This window comes from Paragemmobacter straminiformis (assembly GCF_014243445.1).
Classification (GTDB): Bacteria; Pseudomonadota; Alphaproteobacteria; order Rhodobacterales; family Rhodobacteraceae; genus Paragemmobacter; species Paragemmobacter straminiformis.
On record NZ_JACLQD010000001.1, the window covers coordinates 1,045,881 to 1,065,426 of the forward strand.

General features: G+C 66.5%; 23 protein-coding genes. 13 read left to right on the forward strand and 10 right to left on the reverse strand.

The genetic code is table 11. From position 1 onward, the window contains the following. Positions 1-80: 80 nt before the first annotated feature. From H7F16_RS04935 to H7F16_RS04950, 4 genes are read right to left on the reverse strand one after another with little or no spacing between them, the layout of a single operon-like run. Positions 81-1,028: a 2-hydroxyacid dehydrogenase gene (locus H7F16_RS04935; RefSeq protein WP_185796409.1), complete on the reverse strand. Its 948-nt coding sequence runs from the start codon at positions 1,026-1,028 to the stop codon at positions 81-83. Further along, the gene (locus H7F16_RS04940; RefSeq protein WP_185796410.1) at positions 1,028-1,363 is read right to left on the reverse strand and encodes a tRNA-binding protein; all 336 of its coding nucleotides are present in this window, start codon (positions 1,361-1,363) and stop codon (positions 1,028-1,030) included. Before H7F16_RS04940 ends, H7F16_RS04935 begins: the two co-directional genes overlap by 1 nt. After that, the gene (gene proC / locus H7F16_RS04945) at positions 1,360-2,169 is read right to left on the reverse strand and encodes a pyrroline-5-carboxylate reductase (protein WP_185796411.1); all 810 of its coding nucleotides are present in this window, start codon (positions 2,167-2,169) and stop codon (positions 1,360-1,362) included. Before proC ends, H7F16_RS04940 begins: the two co-directional genes overlap by 4 nt. A gap of 30 nt (positions 2,170-2,199) precedes the next feature. Further along, a complete protein-coding gene (locus H7F16_RS04950) occupies positions 2,200-2,703 on the reverse strand; it encodes a type III secretion system chaperone family protein (protein WP_185796412.1) in 504 nt (167 codons plus the stop codon). A 440-nt stretch (positions 2,704-3,143) separates the two neighbouring features. Here H7F16_RS04950 and H7F16_RS04955 point away from each other — a divergent pair, with 440 nt between their 5' ends. Further along, positions 3,144-5,690: a hybrid sensor histidine kinase/response regulator gene (locus tag H7F16_RS04955; protein WP_185796413.1), complete on the forward strand. Its 2,547-nt coding sequence runs from the start codon at positions 3,144-3,146 to the stop codon at positions 5,688-5,690. 78 nt (positions 5,691-5,768) lie between these two features. Here the strand turns inward: H7F16_RS04955 and H7F16_RS04960 are convergent, their stop codons facing one another. Further along, a complete protein-coding gene (locus tag H7F16_RS04960) occupies positions 5,769-6,047 on the reverse strand; it encodes an accessory factor UbiK family protein (RefSeq protein WP_185796414.1) in 279 nt (92 codons plus the stop codon). Between the two features lie 254 nt (positions 6,048-6,301). Here H7F16_RS04960 and lgt point away from each other — a divergent pair, with 254 nt between their 5' ends. The 4 genes from lgt (at position 6,302) to H7F16_RS04980 (ending at position 9,350) form a co-directional block, all read left to right on the forward strand. After that, complete coding sequence (gene lgt / locus H7F16_RS04965) at positions 6,302-7,189, forward strand: prolipoprotein diacylglyceryl transferase (protein ID WP_185796415.1); 888 nt, start codon at positions 6,302-6,304, stop codon at positions 7,187-7,189. Next, complete coding sequence (locus H7F16_RS04970) at positions 7,186-8,253, forward strand: class I SAM-dependent methyltransferase (protein ID WP_185796416.1); 1,068 nt, start codon at positions 7,186-7,188, stop codon at positions 8,251-8,253. The genes lgt and H7F16_RS04970 overlap by 4 nt, the downstream gene beginning before the upstream one ends. After that, positions 8,246-8,995 carry a peptidoglycan editing factor PgeF gene (pgeF, locus tag H7F16_RS04975; RefSeq protein ID WP_185796417.1) on the forward strand — a complete coding sequence of 250 codons (750 nt, stop codon included), beginning with the start codon at positions 8,246-8,248 and terminating at the stop codon, positions 8,993-8,995. Before H7F16_RS04970 ends, pgeF begins: the two co-directional genes overlap by 8 nt. Positions 8,996-9,203: 208 nt before the next feature. After that, on the forward strand, positions 9,204-9,350 hold the full coding sequence (locus tag H7F16_RS04980) for a hypothetical protein (RefSeq protein WP_185796418.1): 147 nt from the start codon (positions 9,204-9,206) through the stop codon (positions 9,348-9,350). A 329-nt stretch (positions 9,351-9,679) separates the two neighbouring features. Here the strand turns inward: H7F16_RS04980 and H7F16_RS04985 are convergent, their stop codons facing one another. After that, positions 9,680-10,180 carry an Lrp/AsnC family transcriptional regulator gene (locus H7F16_RS04985; protein ID WP_185796419.1) on the reverse strand — a complete coding sequence of 167 codons (501 nt, stop codon included), beginning with the start codon at positions 10,178-10,180 and terminating at the stop codon, positions 9,680-9,682. A 254-nt stretch (positions 10,181-10,434) separates the two neighbouring features. Between H7F16_RS04985 and trxB the strand changes: the two genes are divergently transcribed. Together trxB and H7F16_RS04995 are read left to right on the forward strand one after the other, a co-directional pair. After that, positions 10,435-11,373, forward strand: a complete 939-nt coding sequence (trxB, locus tag H7F16_RS04990; RefSeq protein ID WP_185796420.1) for a thioredoxin-disulfide reductase — start codon at positions 10,435-10,437, stop codon at positions 11,371-11,373. Positions 11,374-11,639: 266 nt separating this feature from the next. Further along, positions 11,640-13,346, forward strand: a complete 1,707-nt coding sequence (locus tag H7F16_RS04995) for a bifunctional sulfate adenylyltransferase/adenylylsulfate kinase (protein ID WP_185796421.1) — start codon at positions 11,640-11,642, stop codon at positions 13,344-13,346. 116 nt (positions 13,347-13,462) lie between these two features. On the opposite strand, the gene H7F16_RS05000 is transcribed toward H7F16_RS04995, so the two are convergent. The 3 genes from H7F16_RS05000 to H7F16_RS05010 form a co-directional block, all read right to left on the reverse strand. After that, positions 13,463-14,083, reverse strand: coding sequence for a YdeI/OmpD-associated family protein (locus tag H7F16_RS05000; RefSeq protein WP_185796422.1), 621 nt, complete (start codon positions 14,081-14,083; stop codon positions 13,463-13,465). A 185-nt stretch (positions 14,084-14,268) separates the two neighbouring features. After that, positions 14,269-14,496: a DUF1150 family protein gene (locus tag H7F16_RS05005; RefSeq protein WP_185796423.1), complete on the reverse strand. Its 228-nt coding sequence runs from the start codon at positions 14,494-14,496 to the stop codon at positions 14,269-14,271. A 7-nt stretch (positions 14,497-14,503) separates the two neighbouring features. After that, complete coding sequence (locus H7F16_RS05010; RefSeq protein ID WP_185796424.1) at positions 14,504-14,920, reverse strand: Hsp20 family protein; 417 nt, start codon at positions 14,918-14,920, stop codon at positions 14,504-14,506. Between the two features lie 241 nt (positions 14,921-15,161). Between H7F16_RS05010 and H7F16_RS05015 the strand changes: the two genes are divergently transcribed. From H7F16_RS05015 to H7F16_RS05025, 3 genes are all read left to right on the forward strand, one after another. Next, positions 15,162-15,380: a YdcH family protein gene (locus H7F16_RS05015; RefSeq protein WP_108436596.1), complete on the forward strand. Its 219-nt coding sequence runs from the start codon at positions 15,162-15,164 to the stop codon at positions 15,378-15,380. A 290-nt stretch (positions 15,381-15,670) separates the two neighbouring features. Continuing rightward, complete coding sequence (gene purE, locus H7F16_RS05020; protein WP_185796425.1) at positions 15,671-16,156, forward strand: 5-(carboxyamino)imidazole ribonucleotide mutase; 486 nt, start codon at positions 15,671-15,673, stop codon at positions 16,154-16,156. After that, positions 16,149-17,216 (forward strand): 5-(carboxyamino)imidazole ribonucleotide synthase, encoded by a 1,068-nt coding sequence (locus tag H7F16_RS05025; RefSeq protein WP_185796426.1) that lies wholly within the window; start codon positions 16,149-16,151, stop codon positions 17,214-17,216. Before purE ends, H7F16_RS05025 begins: the two co-directional genes overlap by 8 nt. 130 nt (positions 17,217-17,346) lie before the next feature. Here the strand turns inward: H7F16_RS05025 and H7F16_RS05030 are convergent, their stop codons facing one another. Further along, complete coding sequence (locus H7F16_RS05030; protein WP_422121106.1) at positions 17,347-18,069, reverse strand: esterase/lipase family protein; 723 nt, start codon at positions 18,067-18,069, stop codon at positions 17,347-17,349. Between the two features lie 66 nt (positions 18,070-18,135). Here H7F16_RS05030 and H7F16_RS05035 point away from each other — a divergent pair, with 66 nt between their 5' ends. The 3 genes from H7F16_RS05035 to H7F16_RS05045 are packed head-to-tail and all read left to right on the forward strand — an operon-like array spanning position 18,136 to position 19,543. Continuing rightward, complete coding sequence (locus H7F16_RS05035) at positions 18,136-18,582, forward strand: NUDIX domain-containing protein (protein ID WP_185796428.1); 447 nt, start codon at positions 18,136-18,138, stop codon at positions 18,580-18,582. Beyond that, positions 18,579-19,070, forward strand: a complete 492-nt coding sequence (locus tag H7F16_RS05040; protein WP_185796429.1) for a GreA/GreB family elongation factor — start codon at positions 18,579-18,581, stop codon at positions 19,068-19,070. Before H7F16_RS05035 ends, H7F16_RS05040 begins: the two co-directional genes overlap by 4 nt. After that, a complete protein-coding gene (locus H7F16_RS05045; RefSeq protein WP_185796430.1) occupies positions 19,067-19,543 on the forward strand; it encodes a GNAT family N-acetyltransferase in 477 nt (158 codons plus the stop codon). The genes H7F16_RS05040 and H7F16_RS05045 overlap by 4 nt, the downstream gene beginning before the upstream one ends. Positions 19,544-19,546 lie beyond the last annotated feature (3 nt).

Here is a 19,546-nt window from a genome sequence, read left to right on the forward strand (position 1 = left end):
ACCAGCCCCCCGCCGCGCCGAAGAATTTTCGCCGAAAATTCTTCCGAAAATTCTTCGCCGAAGAATTTTCCGCCCCACGGTCACACCCGGTTCGGCATGTCGCGCCCGTCGAGATGCGCGATCAGGTTGTCCACCGCCATCAGCCCCATGTTCTCGCGCACCTCCAGGCAGGCGGTGCCCAGATGGGGCAGCAGCGTCACATTCTCCATTCCGATCAGGGCAGGCGGAACCTTGGGCTCGAACTCGTAGACGTCCAGCCCCGCGCCAGCGATCCGCCCTGCCTGCAAGGCCGCGATCAGGGCGCTTTCATCCACCACATCGCCGCGCGCGATGTTGATGAAATAGCCCGAAGGTTTCATCGCGCCGAAAGCATCCGCCCCGATCAGATGATGCGTCGCGGCCCCGCCCGGAACGGCGACCACGACGAAATCCGCAGCCATCGCCTGATCCAGCGGCACCTGCCGCGCCGGAACCCCGGCGTCCCCGACGGTCGAGCGGTTGTGGAACAGCACCTCCATCCCGAAACCGTAATGGCAGCGCCGCGCGATCGCCTTGCCGATCCGGCCCATCCCGATGATGCCGACGGTCTTGCCCGTCACATGCATCCCCAGCATCTGCGTCGGTCCCCAGCCCTGCCATTGGCCCGCCCGCAACAGGCGCTCGCCCTCGCCCAGACGCCGCGCGGTCATCAGGATCAGCGACAGGGCGATATCGGCCGTGGCATCGGTCACAGCACCCGGCGTATTGGTCACCGCGACCCCTGCCGCCTTTGCGGCCGCAACGTCGATATGGTTGTAGCCGACCCCGAAATTGGCCAGCAGCCTTGCCCTTGGCGCCGGAACATCGGCAAAGACATCGGCCTGAAAGCGGTCGCCCAATGTGGGCAGGACGACATCGTAATCGCGCAGCGCCGCGCGCAGTTCTGCCGCGTCCAGCACCGCCGCGCTGTCGCGCAGGGTCACATCGAACCGCGCCTTCGCCGCCGCCAATACCTTGTCCGGCATGGGCCGTGTGATGAGCAAGCGCATCAGAACAACCTCCCGCCCAAGGGCACCTCGTGCCCCGGCCCGATCAGCACCACCTCGCCCGCCGCATCCGGCACGCCCAGCACCAGCACCTCGGACATGACCTTGCCGATCTGGCGCGGGGGGAAGTTGACGACGGCCAGCACCTGCCGGCCCACCAGCCCCTCGGGGGTGTAATGCGCGGTGATCTGGGCAGACGAGCGTTTCTCGCCGATCTCGCCGCCGAAATCGACCCAAAGCTTTATGGCGGGTTTCCGCGCCTCGGGGAAGGGTTCGGCGCGGGTGATGCGGCCCAGGCGGATGTCGACCTTGGCGAAATCGTCATAGGTGATGGTCATTTCCCCAACTCCCGCCCGCGATCCGCCGCCGCCCTGACCGCCCGCCGCATAAGGGGCGGAAGCCCGCTCGCGTCATCCATCAGCACCGCCAGCGCCGCCGCCGTGGTTCCGCCCGGCGAGGTTACGTTGACCCGCAACTGCGCCGCGCTGTCCGGCGAACGATGCGCCAATTCCCCCGCCCCGCAGACGGTTGCCCGCGCAAGCTGCATGGCGGTCGCCTCCGGCAGGCCCTCGGCCACGCCCGCCGCCGCCATCGCCTCGATCAGATGGAACACATAGGCGGGGCCGGAACCGGACACCGCCGTCACGGCGTCGATCTGGTGTTCGCCCTCGAGCACCACGGTTTCCCCCACCGCCGCCATCAGCGCCACGGCCAGCGCCATGCCCGCATCGGTCACATGGCCGTTGCGGCACAGGGCCGTGATCCCGCGGTTCACCATCGCGGGCGTGTTGGGCATCGTCCGCACGATCGGCGTGCGCGCACCCAAGGCCGCCTCGAAGGCCGCAATCGTCGTTCCTGCGGCGATCGAGACGAACAAGGTCGTCCCGTTGCCCAAGGCGACAAGCGACGGCAGCGCCGCCCCCATCATCTGCGGCTTCACCGCCAGCAGCGCCACGGCGGGCTTTTCGGGAACCCCCTCGTTCAGATGCACTCCCGAGGCGCGCAGCCACTCTGTCGGGTTCGGCTCGATCACCCAGACCGATGTCGCGGGAACGCCCGCCGCAAGCCACCCCGTCAGAAGGGCAGACCCCATCTTGCCGCAGCCCAAAAGCACCAGCCCGTCACGGGCCACCTGATCCAGCATGAAATTCCCCGATTTGCTTCGGGGCAAAGACTAGGCGCGGCCGTAGGCCTCGGCAATGGCGACCTTCATGGCGTCGGCGGGGGCATGGTCGGCCCAGGCGACAAGCTGGAACGCCGGATAGAACCGCTCGGCCGCCATCACCGCGCTGGCGATCAGCCGGTCGATCTGGTCGGGATTGGCGCTTTGCCCGCCCGACAGCACAAGACCATAGCGCCAGACCATCAGTTTCTGGTCGTCCCAATAGGTGAAAGCCCCGGTCCAGACCATGTCGTTGGCGCGGTTCAACACCTCGTAAAGCTGCCCCATCCGCTCGGTCGGAGGCTCCATTTCAAAGGTGCAGATCAGCCGCAACGTCTCGTCCTGCCGCGACCATGCGAGGGTCAGCGCATAGGTCCGCCACTGTCCCTCGACCGTCATGGCGATCTGGTCGTCGGTGACGCGGTCGAATTCCCATTCATGATGCTCGGCCAGCGTTTCGACGATGTCGATCGGGTGCAGGTCGTCCACGTTCAGGAAATCTTCGGTCAACGACATCGCCCGGCCTCATGATAGCGCCACGTGCAGGCTATGACCCACAAGAGGCTGTTGGTCCGGCAAGTTTCAGCGTTCGCCGGACTTGATCCATACTAGATATGGTGGGCCTGATGCGAAAGCCTGTAAAGTGTTTTCTGCGCCAATCTTCTGTGGACAGTTTCCGTTCACCAAAATGAACGCCTCGTGACCGACTTTTCCTGCGGTCACGGTGCCGGCCGGATGGCGGACTCCTGACATGCTCACCCCTTACGCGCGCCAACGCTCCTGACGCGGGCCGGCAGGGCCTTTTTGCCACGTTGCGCGATCAAGGCAAAGCCCCGAGGATGCGCGGCGCAGATGTATGCCTCATCCCCTTGTCAGCCGACCCTGTGCCAAAGAAGTGCTGCACGCTGCGAACGACCACGATAAACCCGCCACATCTCTTACGATTGCACCGTGTAATGCCTTATCAGGATCCGCAGACCGCCCCGGCCGCAGGCAAGCCCGAAACAGGCGAAGCCTATGTGTTCCGCGACTTCGAACGGTCGCGCATTCTGGCGATACGCCGGGCCTTGGCCGACGATCCGGCGCTTTACACCTTCTGGTTCCTTGCCGTCGTCGCGATCTGGACGGTGCTGATGTCGGCGGCGGCCGGATTGCACGGGCAGAACCTGCTGGCCGTCAACGTCACGCCGCATGTGGCGCAATATACGCTGATCCTCGGCATCTTCTTCTATCCCCGCCGTCTGGCATGGGTGCCGCTGCTCGCCTATGGCTCGGTGTTCCTCTATCCCTTCTACCAGCCCTTCACCAATTCCACACCGTGGAACGACATTCACGGCTTGACATGGACGGTCGTGGCGATGCTCTTCGCGATCAGCCTCGGCGCGGGGCTGGTGCTGAGCTGGTGCTACGACCTGTCGTTCCGCGCCGCGCGGCTTCGGATGCGGGCCCATTCGGCCGACCTGTTCCTGTGCTTCGCGTCCTTCGTGTTCTTCGCCGTGATCGGGGCCATCCAGATCAGCCTGTCCCTGCGCTACGCGGCCACGCTTGATCCTGCCCTGCGCGCCGCCCTCGGGTTCGGGCCGGACTATGTCGAACTGTCCGTCATCCGCATGTTGCGGGGCTGCGTCGTGGTCGCGGCCTTCCTTCTGGCCGCGCTCGAGTTTCCGCGCCGCAACCAGATCTTGCCCACCTTCGCCGTGATGCTGCTGTTTCCGCTGATGGCCGCCGTTCAGGCCCGGGGCTACGTGCTTTACCCGATGATCGACGTGGTCGTGCTGGGCATGGTTCTCGTCATCGCGCTGCCCTTGCGTGTCGCCCTGTTCGGCTGCATCGGAGGCTTTGCCATCTATGCCGCCCTGACCGGCGCCTTCCTGCGCGACATGTTGCCCGCCGACCCGCACGAGGTCCTGCTGGAGCGCTACTCGCTCATGGCGCTGACCATGCTGCTGCTCGGCATGGCGGTCAAAAGCCACACCGACAACCTGATCTCGCAGAAAGACGCCGCCATCCGCAAACTCGACCGCGCGCGCGATTTCGCGGGCGTGGGCCTTTTCGCCCTGAACCGCGCGACGGGGCGCTTCCGGCTGGACGATGCCGCGCAGCGGATGCTCTCGCTGCCCGCCGAAGGCCCGATCGACGACCTGCGCGATGCCCTCTCGGTCGATGACGCCGCCGCCCTGATGCGCGGCATGATGCCCGGCGCGGCCCCCTCGCGCGATCTGGTCATGCACGCCACGACAGGCCGCGTCCTGCACAGCTTTCTCTGGACCGAACCGTCCCCCGCAGGCGATCCGGTCTCTTTCGGCATCCTTCTCGACGTGACCGAATCCGAGAACCGCGAAACCCGGCTCAAGGAAACGCTCGAGGAGCTGTCGAACCGTCAGGAACGGCAACGCCAGCTTTTCTCGATCGTCTCGCACGAATTGCGCACCCCCGCCTCGGTCATGTCGATCCTGATCGACGACCTGCCCGACACCGACGACCGCACCCGCCTGCACCGGCAAATGCGCGAGGCGGCGGACCAGTTGCTTTCGGTGCTGGGCGACATGCGCCAGACGGTGAACCCCGAAAAGAACCTGCCCGTCAAACGCGTGTCCTATGTGCCGGCCGAACTGGCCGAATCCCTGCGCAACGCCCTCAGCCTGACGGCGCGCGACCATGACATTTCCCTGTCGCTGTCGCTGGGGGCGGGTGCGGCCAAGCCGCGCGTCGGCGATGTGATGCGGCTGCGGCAGGCGCTGTCGAACCTGATGCGCAACGCGCTGATCCACAGCAAAGGCACACAGGTGCGCCTGTCCTTCTCGGCGCAGCCACCGATGGTCGCGGGCGCACCGCCCGTCAGCCAATGGCAGGTCGAGGATGACGGCATCGGCATCGCGGCCGATCAGGTCGACCGCCTGTTCCTGCCCTTCGAGCGCGGCACCGACGACCCGCGCCGCCTGCCCGATGGCAGTGGCCTTGGCCTTTACATCGCCCGCCAGTCCATCGAAATGCTGGGCGGCACGCTGCAATTCTACCAGCCGCAGCGGGGCGGGGCGGGGTATGTGCTGCGCCTGCCCGAACCGCTCGCCGAAGCCGCGCAGGAACCGTCGGCCACGGCACCCGCCACAGCCCCGCTTGCACCGGATCATGTCTGGAGTGTCGTCCTTGCGGAGGACAACGCCCTTGTCGCGGATGTGACGAAGGCCCGGCTCGAACGTCTGCACGCCAAGGTCCGCGTCGCACCCGATGGCCGCGCCGCGCTCGAGATGATCGCCGAACGCCAGCCCGATCTGGTCATCACCGATCTGTTCATGCCGGAACTCGACGGCGACGACCTGATCCGCCGCCTGCGCCAGCAGGGCTATACCAGACCCATCATCGGCCTGACCGCCGCCGTCGTGGGAGAGGAGATGAACCGCTTCCACGCGGCAGGGGCCAATATCGTGATGCAGAAGCCGCTCGATTTCGCCGAAGTGCTGCGCATGATGCGCGAAGGCTTCCCCGACGCGCCGACCTTCTGAACAGGCCGCCGCCTCGGGGGGCGTCGAGCCCCCTCTCGGCGGCCCTGCCGGCGCGGGTCGGCGCCGGTCGCCTTAGGCTCAGGCGTCTTTCTTCCTGGCCGCTTTCGGCGCATCGGCAAGCCGTGCTTCCAGTGCCGCAAGCCGGGCTTCCAGCGCCGCATTTTCCTCGCGGGCCTTTACGGCCATCGCGCGCACCGCATCGAATTCTTCGCGCGTCACGAAATCGCGGTCGGCCATCCAGCGGTCGATGAACCCTTTCATCGCCGTCTCGGCCTCGGTCTTGGCGCCCTGGGCCACGCCCATCGCATTGGTCATAAGCTGCGACATGTCATCGAAGAACTTGTTGCGAGTCTGCATGGGCGCACCCTTTCCTTGGCTTGCCCCTATATGGCCCCGCCGCCGCGCCGCGACAAGCCCGCGCCTTGCCGCAGGGCAAATCCCCCCCGTCGCGGCCTGCCCCCCGCGGTCGCAAGGCGAGTATTTGGGCAAGGCTGAACAGGCACCGCCAGCGCCGTCCCCAAAAGCCGTCCCCAAAGCCCTCCACGGTCAGGTGAGTTGACTTCCCGCCCTGCAGCCCGGAAAACCCTGCCATCCCGCGCAAAGGCCCGACCATGTCCTACATTCCCTTTCCGGATATCTCGCCCGAGATATTCTCGATCCAGTACGAAGGCATGACATTCGCCCTGCGCTGGTATGCGCTCGCCTATATCGCGGGGCTGCTGATCGGCTGGAAGCTGATCGCACGGCTTGTGACGACGCAGCGCCTGTGGTCCGGCCCCGCCCCCGTCACCGCCGACCAGGCCGAGCGGTTGCTGACCTGGATCATCCTTGGCGTGATCATCGGCGGCCGCACCGGCTATGTGCTTTTCTACCAGCCCGGCTTCTTCCTCGAGAACCCCGCCCATGTCCTGCGCGTCTGGGAGGGCGGCATGTCCTTTCACGGCGGCTTTCTGGGCGTGGTCGTGGCAGGCATCCTGTTCTGCCGGCGCGAGGGCATTCCCATGCTCACCCTTGCCGATCTGCTTGCCGTCGCCGCACCTGCGGGGCTGATGCTGGGGCGCATCGCCAATTTCATCAACGCCGAGCTTTGGGGCCGTCCGACCACGCTGCCTTGGGGCGTCGCCTTCCCCGGCGAGGCCGCGCAAACCTGCGAGGGCGTGCTGACCGTCTGCGCCCGCCATCCCTCGCAGCTTTACGAGGCGGCGCTCGAGGGCCTGCTTCTGGGCGTCATCCTGCTCTGGGGCGCATGGCGCGGCGGCTGGCTGCAACGTCCGGGGCGGCTTCTGGGCGTGTTCCTCGCAGGCTATGGCATCGCCCGCTTCCTTGTCGAATTCGTCCGCCAGCCCGATGCGCAATTCGTGACCCCGGACAACCCCCTCGGCCTTGCGCTGCACGCGGGAGGCTACGGGCTGACGATGGGGCAACTGCTGTCGCTGCCGATGATCGCGCTTGGCCTGTGGTTCACCCTGCGGGCCTTGGGCAAGGCACAGCCCGCATGACCCCGCTTGCCGATCTGCTTGTCCGCCGCATCACGGCGACGGGGCCGATCACGCTGGCCGACTACATGGCCGAATGCCTGTTGCATCCCGCGCATGGCTATTACGCCACCCGCGACCCCTTCGGAGCCAGCGGCGATTTCACCACCGCGCCCGAAATCAGCCAGATGTTCGGCGAGCTTCTCGGCCTGTCGCTGGCGCAGGCGTGGCTCGACCAGGGCGCGCCCGCCCGCTTTACCCTGGCCGAGCTTGGCCCCGGTCGCGGCACGCTGATGGCCGATGTCCTGCGCGCCACCCGCGCCGTGCCGGGCTTTCACGCGGCGGCACAGGTCACGCTGGTCGAAGCCTCGGCCAGCCTGCGCGAGGTGCAGCGCCGCACCCTCGGCACGGTCGCGGTCGCATGGGCCGATACGGTCGATGCCCTGCCCGATGCCCCGCTTTTCCTGCTTGCCAACGAATTCCTCGACGCGCTGCCCATCCGCCAGTTCACCCGCACGCCCGGGGGCTGGGCCGAAACCGTGGTCGGCGTGACCGGCGGGGCATTGACCCTCGGCCGTGCCGCGCCCGCCGACCTCGGACCCCTGCGCCACCGGCTTGCCGATACGAAACCCGGCGACGTGGTCGAGGTGATGCCCGCCGCCGGCGCCATCGCCTCGCGCCTTGGCGGATTGATCGAGACCCGCGGCGGGGCGGCCATCTTCGTCGACTACGGCGATTGGCGCAGCCTTGGCGACACGTTCCAGGCGCTCAGGGATCACCGCTTCACCGACCCTCTCGCCACCCCCGGCGAGGCCGACTTGACCGCCCATGTCGATTTCGAGGCCATCGCCCGCGCCGCCGCCCCCGCCCGCGCCAGCCGCATGATGACCCAGGGCGAGCTTCTCTCGCGCCTCGGCATCGCGCAGCGCAGCGCCCGACTGGCGCAGGCGCTGACCGGTCCCGCGCTTGAATCGCATCTTTCCGCCACGCGCCGCTTGACCGACCCGTCGGAAATGGGTTCGCTATTCAAGGCGCTCGCCCTGCATCCCTCACGCCACCCGCCGCCACCCGGATTTGACCTTGCTTGAAATCATCACCACCGATGCGATTCCCGTCCGGCACGGCTTCTTCACCCGCAAGGGCGGGGCATCCTCGGGCATATTCGCCGGGCTGAACTGCGGGCCCGGCTCGTCCGACCTGTCCGAGGTGGTGGCGATCAACCGCGCCCGCGTGGCCGATGCGCTCGGCGTGGCGCAGGACCATCTCTTGTCGGTGAACCAGATCCATTCGCCCGATGTGCTGCATGTCACGGCCCCCTTGGCCGACCGTCCCCGCGCGGATGCGATGGTTACCACCACCCCCGGCCTTGCGCTGGGCATCCTCACCGCCGATTGCCAGCCCGTGCTGTTCTGCGACGCAAAGGCAGGCGTGATCGGCGCGGCCCACGCCGGATGGCGCGGCACCCGCGACGGCGTGCTCGAAGCCACCGTTGCCGCGATGGAAAGCCTCGGCGCGAAACGGGCCGACATCTCTGCCGTGATCGGCCCCACCATCAGCCAGCGCAATTACGAGGTCGGCCCCGAATTCTTCGAGGCCTTTACCGACGACGACCCCGCCAATGCCCGCTTCTTCGCCAATGGCACGGGCGACCGGATGCTTTTCGACCTGCCGGCCTTCGGCCTGTCGCGGCTGCGCGCGGCAGGGGTGGGCCATGCCGAATGGACGCGGCACTGCACCTATGCCGACCCTGCGCGATTCTTTTCCTTCCGCCGCACCACCCACGCGGCCGAGGCCGATTACGGCCGCCTGATCTCGGCCATCCGCCTCTGACGCGGAATTGTCGCAATTCCGGCAACGATCCCCGGGCCTGCACCGCTCATTGTCAACAAAACAAGACCGCCACCGCCCGGGGGCGCAGCCACAATTGCGGCCCGCCCCGCCGATTCATGTCCAGATGATGCACAATCAGGGCCAAATCCCCGCCGCAAATTCCCGCCAGATTGGCCCCATCAAACGCCTGCCACTTGGGGAGCGAACCATGAAAAAAGACCGCCGCTGGCTGAAATCCGTGATCGCCGCCAGCCTCGAGCCGCAAATCGCCCTGCCGTGGCAGCGCGGCAACCGCAAAAAGCCCGCCGCGATGAAGCCGGCGGCGACCAAAGCTTCGGCCATTGCTGCCCGCTGACCGAAGCGCGCGGGGCCCCGGTGGCCCCGCTCACCATCTTTGATTCGCCGCACGATCCGGCCGATTGGCCCCCCGTTTGCGACAATCCGGCCGAGCGGCCCCAAATCCGCCACCTTTCCCGCGCCAATCGCGGCCAAAGTTTGACGCAAGACACGCAGCCCGCCATATTACGAACATGGTCGACCCGAAGAAGTGTAGGCAATTGCGCTTCGGTCCCGGGTCCGGTCTTGCTTCGGTAAAGCGGCCCCCGGCGTGTTCCTCTGCGCGCCACTCGGGGCCGCTTATCACTTTGGGGGTCAGGCAGATCGCGGCGCGGCGCGCGCGCCCTCTCAGGCCGATTTCGCCAGCCGCGCTTCCAGCACGTCAAAGGGAACGCCCGGCTCATCCTTGGCGCAGCGGATCACAAGGCTGGTCTTGACCGTCGCCACATTCTCGGCTTTCAGCAATTCGCCCGTCAGAAAGCTCTGGAACGACGACAGGTCAGGCGCCACGCATTTCAGGATGAAATCGATCTCGCCATTCAGCATATGGCACTCGCGCACAAGCGGCCAGTTGCGGCAGCGTTCCTCAAAGATCGCCAGATCCGCCTCGGCCTGACTTTGCAGCCGCACCATCGCAAAGACCTGCACCTCGAACCCCAGCTCGCGCGCGTCGATATCGGCATGGTAGCCGCGCACGTATCCCGCCTCCTCCAGCGTCCTGACCCGCCGCAGGCAGGGGGGCGCGGAAATCCCCACGCGGCTGGCAAGTTCGACGTTCGTCATCCGCCCGTCGGCTTGCAGCTCGGCAAGAATCTGGCGGTCAATCGGGTCGAGCTTCGATCCGGCCATGTCGGTCCCCTTTGCTCCGGTCGTTGCGCCGGAATTTTCGACTATGTAGGCCCGACCCGCCTTTTGCGCAATAATGTTTCAACGCCGCGCAAGAAAAAGACCCGCCTCCCCTGCCGCCCGCGCGCGGTTCCCCTGTTCATCCTTGCCCAAATACTCTGGGGGTTCGGGGGTGAAACCCCCGATGCTTGGGCCTTTCCCCCGTCCGTGCTTGTGCATATATCAACCCCCTGACAGACGGACAGCAGGGGAACATCATGGGCGAGACGCGGCACACCAAGGTTCTGATCATCGGCTCCGGCCCCGCAGGCTATACCGCCGCCGTCTACGCCTCGCGCGCGATGCTCGAACCCATCCTCGTGCAGGGCCTGCAACCCGGCGGCCAGCTCACCATCACGACCGAGGTCGAGAACTGGCCCGGCGACACCCATGTGCAAGGCCCCGACCTGATGGTCCGCATGGAAGAGCATGCCCGCGCGATGGGGGCCGAGATCATCACCGATTACATCACCTCGCTCTACCTGCAAAACCGCCCCTTCACCGCCCAATCCGACAGCGGCACCGTCTACACCGCCGATGCCGTGATCCTTGCCACCGGGGCGCAGGCGAAATGGCTCGGCCTGCCCTCCGAGGAGAAATTCAAGGGCTTCGGCGTTTCCGCCTGCGCCACCTGCGACGGGTTCTTCTATCGCGGCAAAGAGGTGGTCGTGATCGGCGGCGGCAATACGGCCGTGGAAGAGGCGCTGTTCCTGACCAACTTCGCCTCCAAGGTCACCGTGATCCACCGCCGCGACAGCTTCCGCGCCGAAAAGATCATGCAGGACCGTCTGTTCAAACACCCCAAGGTGCAGGTCCTCTGGAACAACACCGTCGACGAGGTTCTGGGCGACAGCTCCCCCCTCGGCGTCACCGCCGTCCGCGCCCGCAATGTCCAGACCGGCGAGATCACCGACATCCCCTGCGCGGGCTTCTTCGTCGCCATCGGCCATGCCCCCGCCTCGGAACTGGTCAAGGACCAGCTCGAACTGCACAACGGCGGCTACGTAAAGGTCGAGGCAGGCTCCACCCGCACCTCGATCCCCGGCGTCTTTGCCGCGGGCGACCTGACCGACCACGTCTACCGTCAGGCCGTCACCTCGGCCGGCATGGGCTGCATGGCCGCGCTGGATGCGGAAAAATTCCTCGCAGGGCACTAGGCGACAGGTTTCCTGCCGCAAATCCGCGCGGCTTCTTGAAAACTTTCACCTGTCCCCCACCCGGTCAGGCCGGCTCCGGCGGGCAGGGCAAACGGCCTTTCTTCCTCCCGTGCTGCGGAACGGCATTCCGGCGGCGGCCGAAAGCGCGGCATTTCCGCCCTTTTTCGGCCCCCTATACCCTTGTTTGCTGGAAATCCTTCCGCCAAAGCGATAAGCCCCGCCGCGACTGCGGGTTGCCCCGCATATTCCGCAAACCCCGAGGCCCCATGACCCTTTCGCACCACGCCCCGATCCCCGAGCTTTATGTTTCGGCCGACAGCGCCCAGAAACTGAAGATCGAAGCCGCCACCCTTCCGTCGTGGGATCTTACCGCGCGTCAGGTCTGCGACCTCGAACTGCTGATGAACGGCGGCTTCTTCCCGCTGCGCGGCTTCCAGTCCGAGGCCGATTACAACGGCACCGTCGAGAACATGCGCACCGCCGACGGCACGCTCTGGCCGATCCCGGTCACCCTCGACGTGTCGGAAAAATTCGCCGAAACCGTCGCCGCCGGACAGGACATCGCCCTGCGCGACCAAGAAGGCGTGATCCTCGCCATCCTGTCGATTTCCGACAAATGGGTGCCGAACAAGTCCAAGGAAGCCGAACATGTCTTCGGCGCCGACGATCTTGCCCACCCCGCCGTGAACTACCTGCACAACGTGGCCGGCCCCGTCTATCTCGGCGGCGCGATCACCGGCATCCAGCAGCCCGTGCATTACGACTTCAAGGCCCGCCGCGACACGCCCAACGAACTGCGCGCCTTCTTCCGCAAGATGGGCTGGCGCCGCATCGTCGCCTTCCAGACCCGCAACCCGCTGCACCGCGCGCATCAGGAACTGACCTTCCGCGCCGCGAAAGAGGCGGAAGCCAACCTCCTCATCCACCCCGTCGTCGGCATGACCAAGCCGGGCGATGTCGACCACTTCACCCGCGTGCGCTGCTATGAAGCCGTGCTTGACCAATACCCCGCCTCGACCACGCATCTGTCGCTCTTGAACCTTGCCATGCGCATGGGCGGCCCGCGCGAGGCGCTCTGGCACGCGATCATCCGCAAGAACCACGGCCTGACCCATTTCATCGTGGGCCGCGACCACGCCGGTCCGGGCAAGAATTCGGCCGGCAAGGATTTCTACGACCCCTACGCCGCGCAGACGCTGGTGGCCGAGCACCAGAAAGAAATCGGCATCGAGATGGTCGATTTCAAACAGATGGTCTACGTTCAGGAAAAGTCGCAATACTACCCCGTCGACGAGGTTCCCGAAGGTTCGACCGTGCTCGACATTTCCGGCACCGAACTGCGCCGCCGCCTGCGCGAAGGGCTGGAAATCCCCGACTGGTTCAGCTTCCCGCAGGTCGTGACCGAACTCCGCCGCACCTCGCCCCCGCGGGCCAAACAGGGCTTCACCGTGTTCTTCACGGGCCTGTCCGGCTCGGGCAAATCGACCATCGCCAACGCGCTCATGGTCAAGCTGATGGAGATGGGCGGCCGCCCCGTGACGCTGCTTGACGGTGATGTGGTGCGCAAGCATCTGTCCTCGGAACTCGGCTTCTCGAAAGAGCACCGCGACATCAACATCAAGCGCATCGGCTATGTGGCGTCTGAAATCACCAAGAACGGCGGCATCGCCATCTGCGCGCCGATCGCCCCCTACACCGCGACCCGCCGCGCCGTGCGCGAAATGATCGAAGCGTTCGGCGCCTTCATCGAGGTGCATGTGGCAACCTCGATCGAGGAATGCGAACGCCGCGACCGCAAGGGCCTCTACAAACTCGCCCGCGAAGGCAAGATCAAGGAATTCACCGGCATCTCCGACCCCTACGAGGCACCGACCAAGGCCGAGCTTGTGGTCGATACCGAAGGCACCGACGTGGATTACTGCGCCCAGCAGGTGATCCTGAAACTGGAAAGCATGGGCCTCATCAAGGCCTGAGCCTTGGCGTGACCCAATGGAAAAGCCCCGCTCCGGCGGGGCTTTTTCGTTCTGCTCACAGAGTGGCCGCAGAATGTGGGCGCAAGGTGGGGGCGAAAAACGGCGGCAGGAATCCTCTACCGCTCCTGCGCCCCCTTGCCCGCCAGAATCCTGCTCCGGAACCCCGCAATCCGGCGGATGCGCGTTTGCGCCGCTTTGGCCCCCGCAAGGTTGATGACGTAACTCCGCTGCCGCCCCGGTGTCAGCGCATGAAAGGCTTCGGCCAGCTCCGGGTCGGCCTCCAGCGATTCGGCCAATTCCGCGGGCAGGTCCACCTCGCCCGCCTCGCGCGGGGCGCGGCGGCCCGCTTCGGCATGGGCCTTGGCCTCGGCCAGATAGGCGGCAACCGTCGCCGCCATCGCCGCCACCTGCCCATTCTCCGTGAACTTGATCGAGTCGGGATGCCGCGTGTTCGGCCCCTGCCGTTCCATCACGCCCGCAGGGTCGGCCATCAGGGCGGCTTCAAAGAAATTCAGCCGGAAATCCCCGTTCAACGCCCCGATCAGCGCCACGTTGCGCCCGCCCGCCATATAGCAGGGATGGCCCCATTTCGCCGTCTCGACCAACCCCGCCCCAAGGCACAGGCGGCGCAGCGCCTCCAGCCCCGCCGCCCATTTCCGCGTCACGCAGGCATCGCTGTCGAACCGCGCACAACGCCCGCACCCGCGGGCAAAATAGTCGTCGGGATCGGTGATCATCGCGGAGCCTCCCAGCCTGCAAGCCTGCAAGCCTAGCCGACAGCCGCGCGGGTGCCAATCAGGCGTCAGTCCGGCCAGCATCCCGCGCCCGTTTCCCGCCCGATCCATGTGGCAAAGGCCGATCCGGCCGCCCCGCGACAGCGCTCACCGTGGCAGCATGCGCCCCGCCAGCGGGACCGCCCCTGTCAATGCACGTTCACCGGCGCCATGTCATTGGCCCGCGCCAGCGCAAAGGCCATCGCCCGATCCCTGACCAGCGCCAAACGGTCGCCGTCCACGTCATGCAGCGCATAGATCGTGGTCAGCCTGCCCGCATGGGCCTGCACCTCGGCGGGCAGGTCCGCCACCGCGACGGGGCGCACATAGACGATCTTGCCTTCGCCCTCGGGCAATCCTGCGAATTTCGTATCCATCTTTCCCTCACTTCCGACGAGAACTGATCGCGATGGTCTGAACCACCGTTTCCGGCACCGACCGGCGCAGGTCGATATGCAGCAGGCCATGCTCCATGCTCGCCCCCGCCACCTCGACCCCGTCAGCCAGCACAAAGCTGCGCTGGAAGGCGCGGGCCGCGATGCCGCGATGCAGGAACACCCGCTCGGCCCCGTCATCGCCCTGACGGCCACGGATCACCAATTGCCGGTCCTCGACCGTGATCGACAGGTCCTCCTCGCGGAACCCCGCCACCGCAAGCGTGATGCGATAGGCGTTTTCCGACGTGGCCTCGATGTTGAACGGAGGATAGCCTTCCGCGGTCTTGGCGGTGCGTTCCACCAGCCGTTCCAACTGCTCGAACCCCAACAGGAACGGGTGCGTGCCAAAGCTCAGTTTCGTCATAGGTCATGCCCTTAAGCCAAGCGACATTCGGCAAGGGCCCCGTCATGGCGGCCCCCGCTACCGTGAATATGGGGCGGCGTCCGCAGCCCTGCAAGACCCGACGAAACAGGCAAATTTCGTCGCTTTTCGCGGCTTCGCGGGGCAGAAATCTTCCCCGAATCCTCTTGGTGCCCTATACTCTCTCCCAGCAAACAGAAACGACTCAGGCCGCCAAGGTCTGGGCAACAGGTCCGCAGGTTCCATGAACGCGCCCAGCGAGATGAACTTCGAAGACATGCTCCGCATCCGGCTCGAGGTGCTGCGGCGCGAGCATCGTGATCTGGACGAGGCTATTTTTGCCCTCGAAACCGGCGGTCGCCCCGACCAGCTGACCCTGCGCCGCCTGAAAAAGCAGAAGCTGGCGCTGAAAGACCAGATCGTGAAACTGGAAGACCAGCTCATCCCCGACATCATCGCCTGACGGCGGCCCCTCGCGCCCGCCGCGCCCCACCTGCCGCGCCCAGCCCGCCGCGCCCTGTTCCCCGCCTCGCCCCGCGCGGTATCGCCGCCCCGCGCCTTGTCGCTTCCTCTTGCCGGAAATATCCTCGGGGGGTGGCGCGCAGCGCCAAGGGGGGCAGACAGCCCCCCTGCGACGGTGGCGCCTGAAAAGCCCGCCCAAATCCCGCCCCCGCATCCGCGCGGCAACCCTTGCGCTTGCCCTGACGGCCCAATCCTCTATACCCGACCGCAACCGCAGGAACGGGGGCAGGCATGGCCGCAAGCGTTGGAATCATCATGGGGTCGCAGTCCGACTGGCCGACCATGAAAGAAGCCGCCCTGATCCTCGACGCGCTCGGCATTCCGTACGAGGCGAAGATCGTCTCGGCCCACCGCACCCCTGACCGTCTGTGGACCTACGGCAAGACCGCCGCCGAACGCGGCTTGCAGGTCATCATCGCGGGCGCGGGTGGCGCAGCCCACCTGCCCGGCATGATGGCATCGAAGACCCGCATCCCCGTCATCGGCGTGCCCGTGCAGACCAAGGCGCTCTCGGGGGTCGACAGCCTCTATTCCATCGTCCAGATGCCCAAGGGCTACCCCGTGGCCACGATGGCCATCGGCGCCGCAGGGGCGGCCAATGCGGGCCTTCTGGCCGCAGGCATCCTCGCGCTGCAAGACCCCGCCCTCGCCGCCCGTCTCGACGCATGGCGCGACGCCCTTTCCGCCTCCATCCCTGACGAGCCCAAAGATGACTGACATGCTTCCCGCCGGTTCCACCATCGGCATCCTCGGCGGCGGGCAACTGGGCCGGATGCTTTCGGTCGCGGCCTCGCGCCTCGGCTATCTGACGCATATCTTCGAACCGGCCGCCAACCCTCCGGCGGAACATGTCGCCCATCGCCTGACGACCGCCTTCTATGACGACCTCGATGCGCTGGCCCGTTTCGCCGCCTCGGTCGATGTCATCACCTATGAATTCGAGAACATTCCCACCGCAGCACTTGATGTGCTGGAAAAGACCCATCCCATCCGCCCCAACCGCCGCGCGCTGGCCATCAGCCAGGAACGGATCGCCGAGAAAGATTTCCTCACCGGCCTCGGGCTGACCACGGCACCCTATGCCCGCGTGCAAACGCTGGCCGACCTGACAGCCGCAATCGACCGCATCGGCACCCCCGCCATCCTCAAGACCACGCGTCTGGGCTATGATGGCAAAGGTCAGGCCCGCATCATGTCGCGCGTCGATGCCGAAGCGGCGCATGCCGCGATGGGCGGGGCCGAAGCCGTGCTCGAAGGCTTCATCGACTTCACGCACGAGGTCAGCGTCATCGCCGCCCGCGGCCTCGACGGCTCGGTCGCCTGCTATGATCCGGGCGAGAACGTCCACAGGAACGGCATCCTCTCGACCACGACCATCCCCGCCCGCCTCAGCGCCTCGCAGCGCACCGACGCCATCCTGATCGCCGCCCGCATCCTGAACGCGCTCGATTACGTGGGGGTCATGGGGGTCGAGCTGTTCGTTACCCCCGCAGGGCTGATCGTCAACGAAATCGCCCCGCGCGTCCACAATTCGGGCCACTGGACGCAGAACGGCTGCGCGGTCGACCAGTTCGAACAGCACATCCGCGCCGTGACGGGCTGGCCGCTGGGCGACGGGTCGCGCCATTCCGATGTGGTGATGGAAAACCTGATCGGCGACGACATCCTGCGCGTGCCCGCCATCGCCCGCGAAAAGAACGCAGCCCTCCACCTCTACGGCAAGGCCGAGGCGCGGGCAGGCCGCAAGATGGGCCACGTCAACCGCGTGGTCGGCTAGGCCGCCGGGCCTTGCGGCAAAGGCCGCTCGCTGCCACCCGCGCCGAACCGGCGCAGGCCATCCCGACCGGCGCGCCCAGACCTGCGCGCCCCCACCGGCGCGCACTAGCCTTGGCCGCCCTGCGCTTGCGTCAGTCCTTGCCCTCGATCAGCTCCTCGACCGCGCCGCCATAGCCCAGATCGGGGTCGAACCGTCCGCGCTCGAGAAAGGTCAGGACTTCGGCAATGACCAGCGGGTTGAACATCAGAAAGGTATGGGTGACCGGCAGCACGATATGGTCGGTCATCCCCGCCACCCGCGTGCTTTCCACGCTGACCTTGCCGTCATCCGGTCCGGGGATCACCTCGGAATAGACGGGGTTGAGCGAGCGGTCCCCCGCGATCACGCCAAGTTCGTAATCCGGCAGCGGCAATCCTGCGGGCACCGATGCCGGATCGGTCCCCAGTTCCATCCCCGCAGGCCCGTTGACCCAGGCAAACAGCCCGATCCCCGAAAAGGCATCCACCAGTTCCGACCCGCCGTTGGGCGGGGCCAGCATCACCACCCGCCCCATCCGCTTCGGCCGGTTCCCGGCCAACCAGGCCCGCGCCAATATCCCGCCCATCGAATGGGTGACGAAATCCACGCGGGCATCGCCGCAACGCGCCACGGCCTCTCCCACACGCGGCACCAGATCCTCGATCCGCGCCTCGGTCGAGGGATAGCCCTCGTTCACCACCGAATAGCCCTTTGCCTCAAGCGCCGCCTGCATCGCCAGAAGCGAATCCTCGCTGCGCGCCAGGCCGTGCAGCAGCACCACGCACTCGGCCCGCAGGGGTGTGGCAAGCATCAGGAACAGGAAAATCCAGCGCATCATGCGCCAACCCTAGCCCCTTCGCAGCCAATGGACAAATCACGCCCCCTCGCGCACCTTCACGGCATGAGCTATCGCCCCACCCGCCTTGCCACCCGCGCGCTGATCCTGCATCAGGACCGTCTTTTGCTGGTCAACGCCTATGGCGGCACCAAGTCCGACCTCTGGTGCGCCCCCGGCGGCGGCGTGAACCCCGGCACCTCGCTGCCCGAAAACCTGATGCGCGAGGTGTATGAGGAAACAGGCCTCACCATCGCCGTCGGCGCTCCGGTGCTGGTCAACGAATTCCACGACCCCGCGCGCGGCTTCCATCAGGTGGAAATCTTCTTCCGCTGCACCATCACCGGCGGCGCGATCGACCAGGGCTGGCAAGACCCCGAAGGCGTCGTCACCCGCCGCGCCTTCTTTTCCCGTCATGATCTGGCGACGATCCGCGTCAAGCCCGACAGCATCGCGCAGGCTGCATGGGATGATGCCATGCTTTACGACCCGCTCGAACGGATCGTGCCATGAGCCGCGCCTTCGTCAAAGAGGGCGACGGCGCGCTCGACCCGCTGCCCGACCTGCCCGTCTCGGCCCACCCGAACCACGTCACGCCTGCGGGCCTTGCCGCTTTGCAAGCCCGCCTGCACGAGGCACAGTCGCGGCTCTCCGCCCTCAAGGCTCGCCCCGACCGGCTCGACAAACTGCCCGAAGCGGCGGCGGAACGCGACATCCGCTACATCGAAGCCCGCCTGCGCACCGCCATCCTGACCGATCCTGCAGGCTTTCCCCTGACCGAGGTTGCCTTCGGCCTTGTCGTCACCGTCGCCGACGCCGATGGGCATGAAACCCGCTTCCAGATCACGGGCGAGGACGAGGCCAACGCCGCCTTGGGCCGGATCACCCCGCAATCCCCCCTCGCCCGCGCGCTGCTGGGCGCGGCGGTCGGCGATGTGGTGAAATGGAAGAAACCTTCGGGTATCGTCGAGCTGGAAATCCTGTCGATAGACCATCCATGATCCGCGACCTGCACCCCGAATCCGACCTTGCCGCCGTGGCCGCCTTCCTTGACGAGTCCGCCGATTACTGGCTTCTGGCCGATGGTCATGCCCCCGGCCCGACCGCCGCCGCCGAATTCTTCACCGATTGCCCGCCGAACTGCGACCCCGCCGCCTCGCGCCGCCTCGGGCTTTTCGTAGGCGGGCGGCTGTCCGGACTTGCCGAACTCGCCTTCGGCTTTCCAGTGGCGGGCGACGCCTTTCTCGGCCTGATGATCCTCGCCCCGCGCATGCGCGGCCAGGGGCAGGGCCAAAGGCTGCTGGCCCATGTCGAATCCCTTGCCCGCGCCGCAAAGGCGCCCGCCCTCTACCTTGGCGTGATCGAAGCAAATCCCCGTGGCCGCGCCTTTTGGGACCGCCACGGCTTTCGCCCGACCGGAGTCACCCGCACCGACGCGCGCAACACCTTCCACCGCCTCGTCAAGGCACTCTAGCGG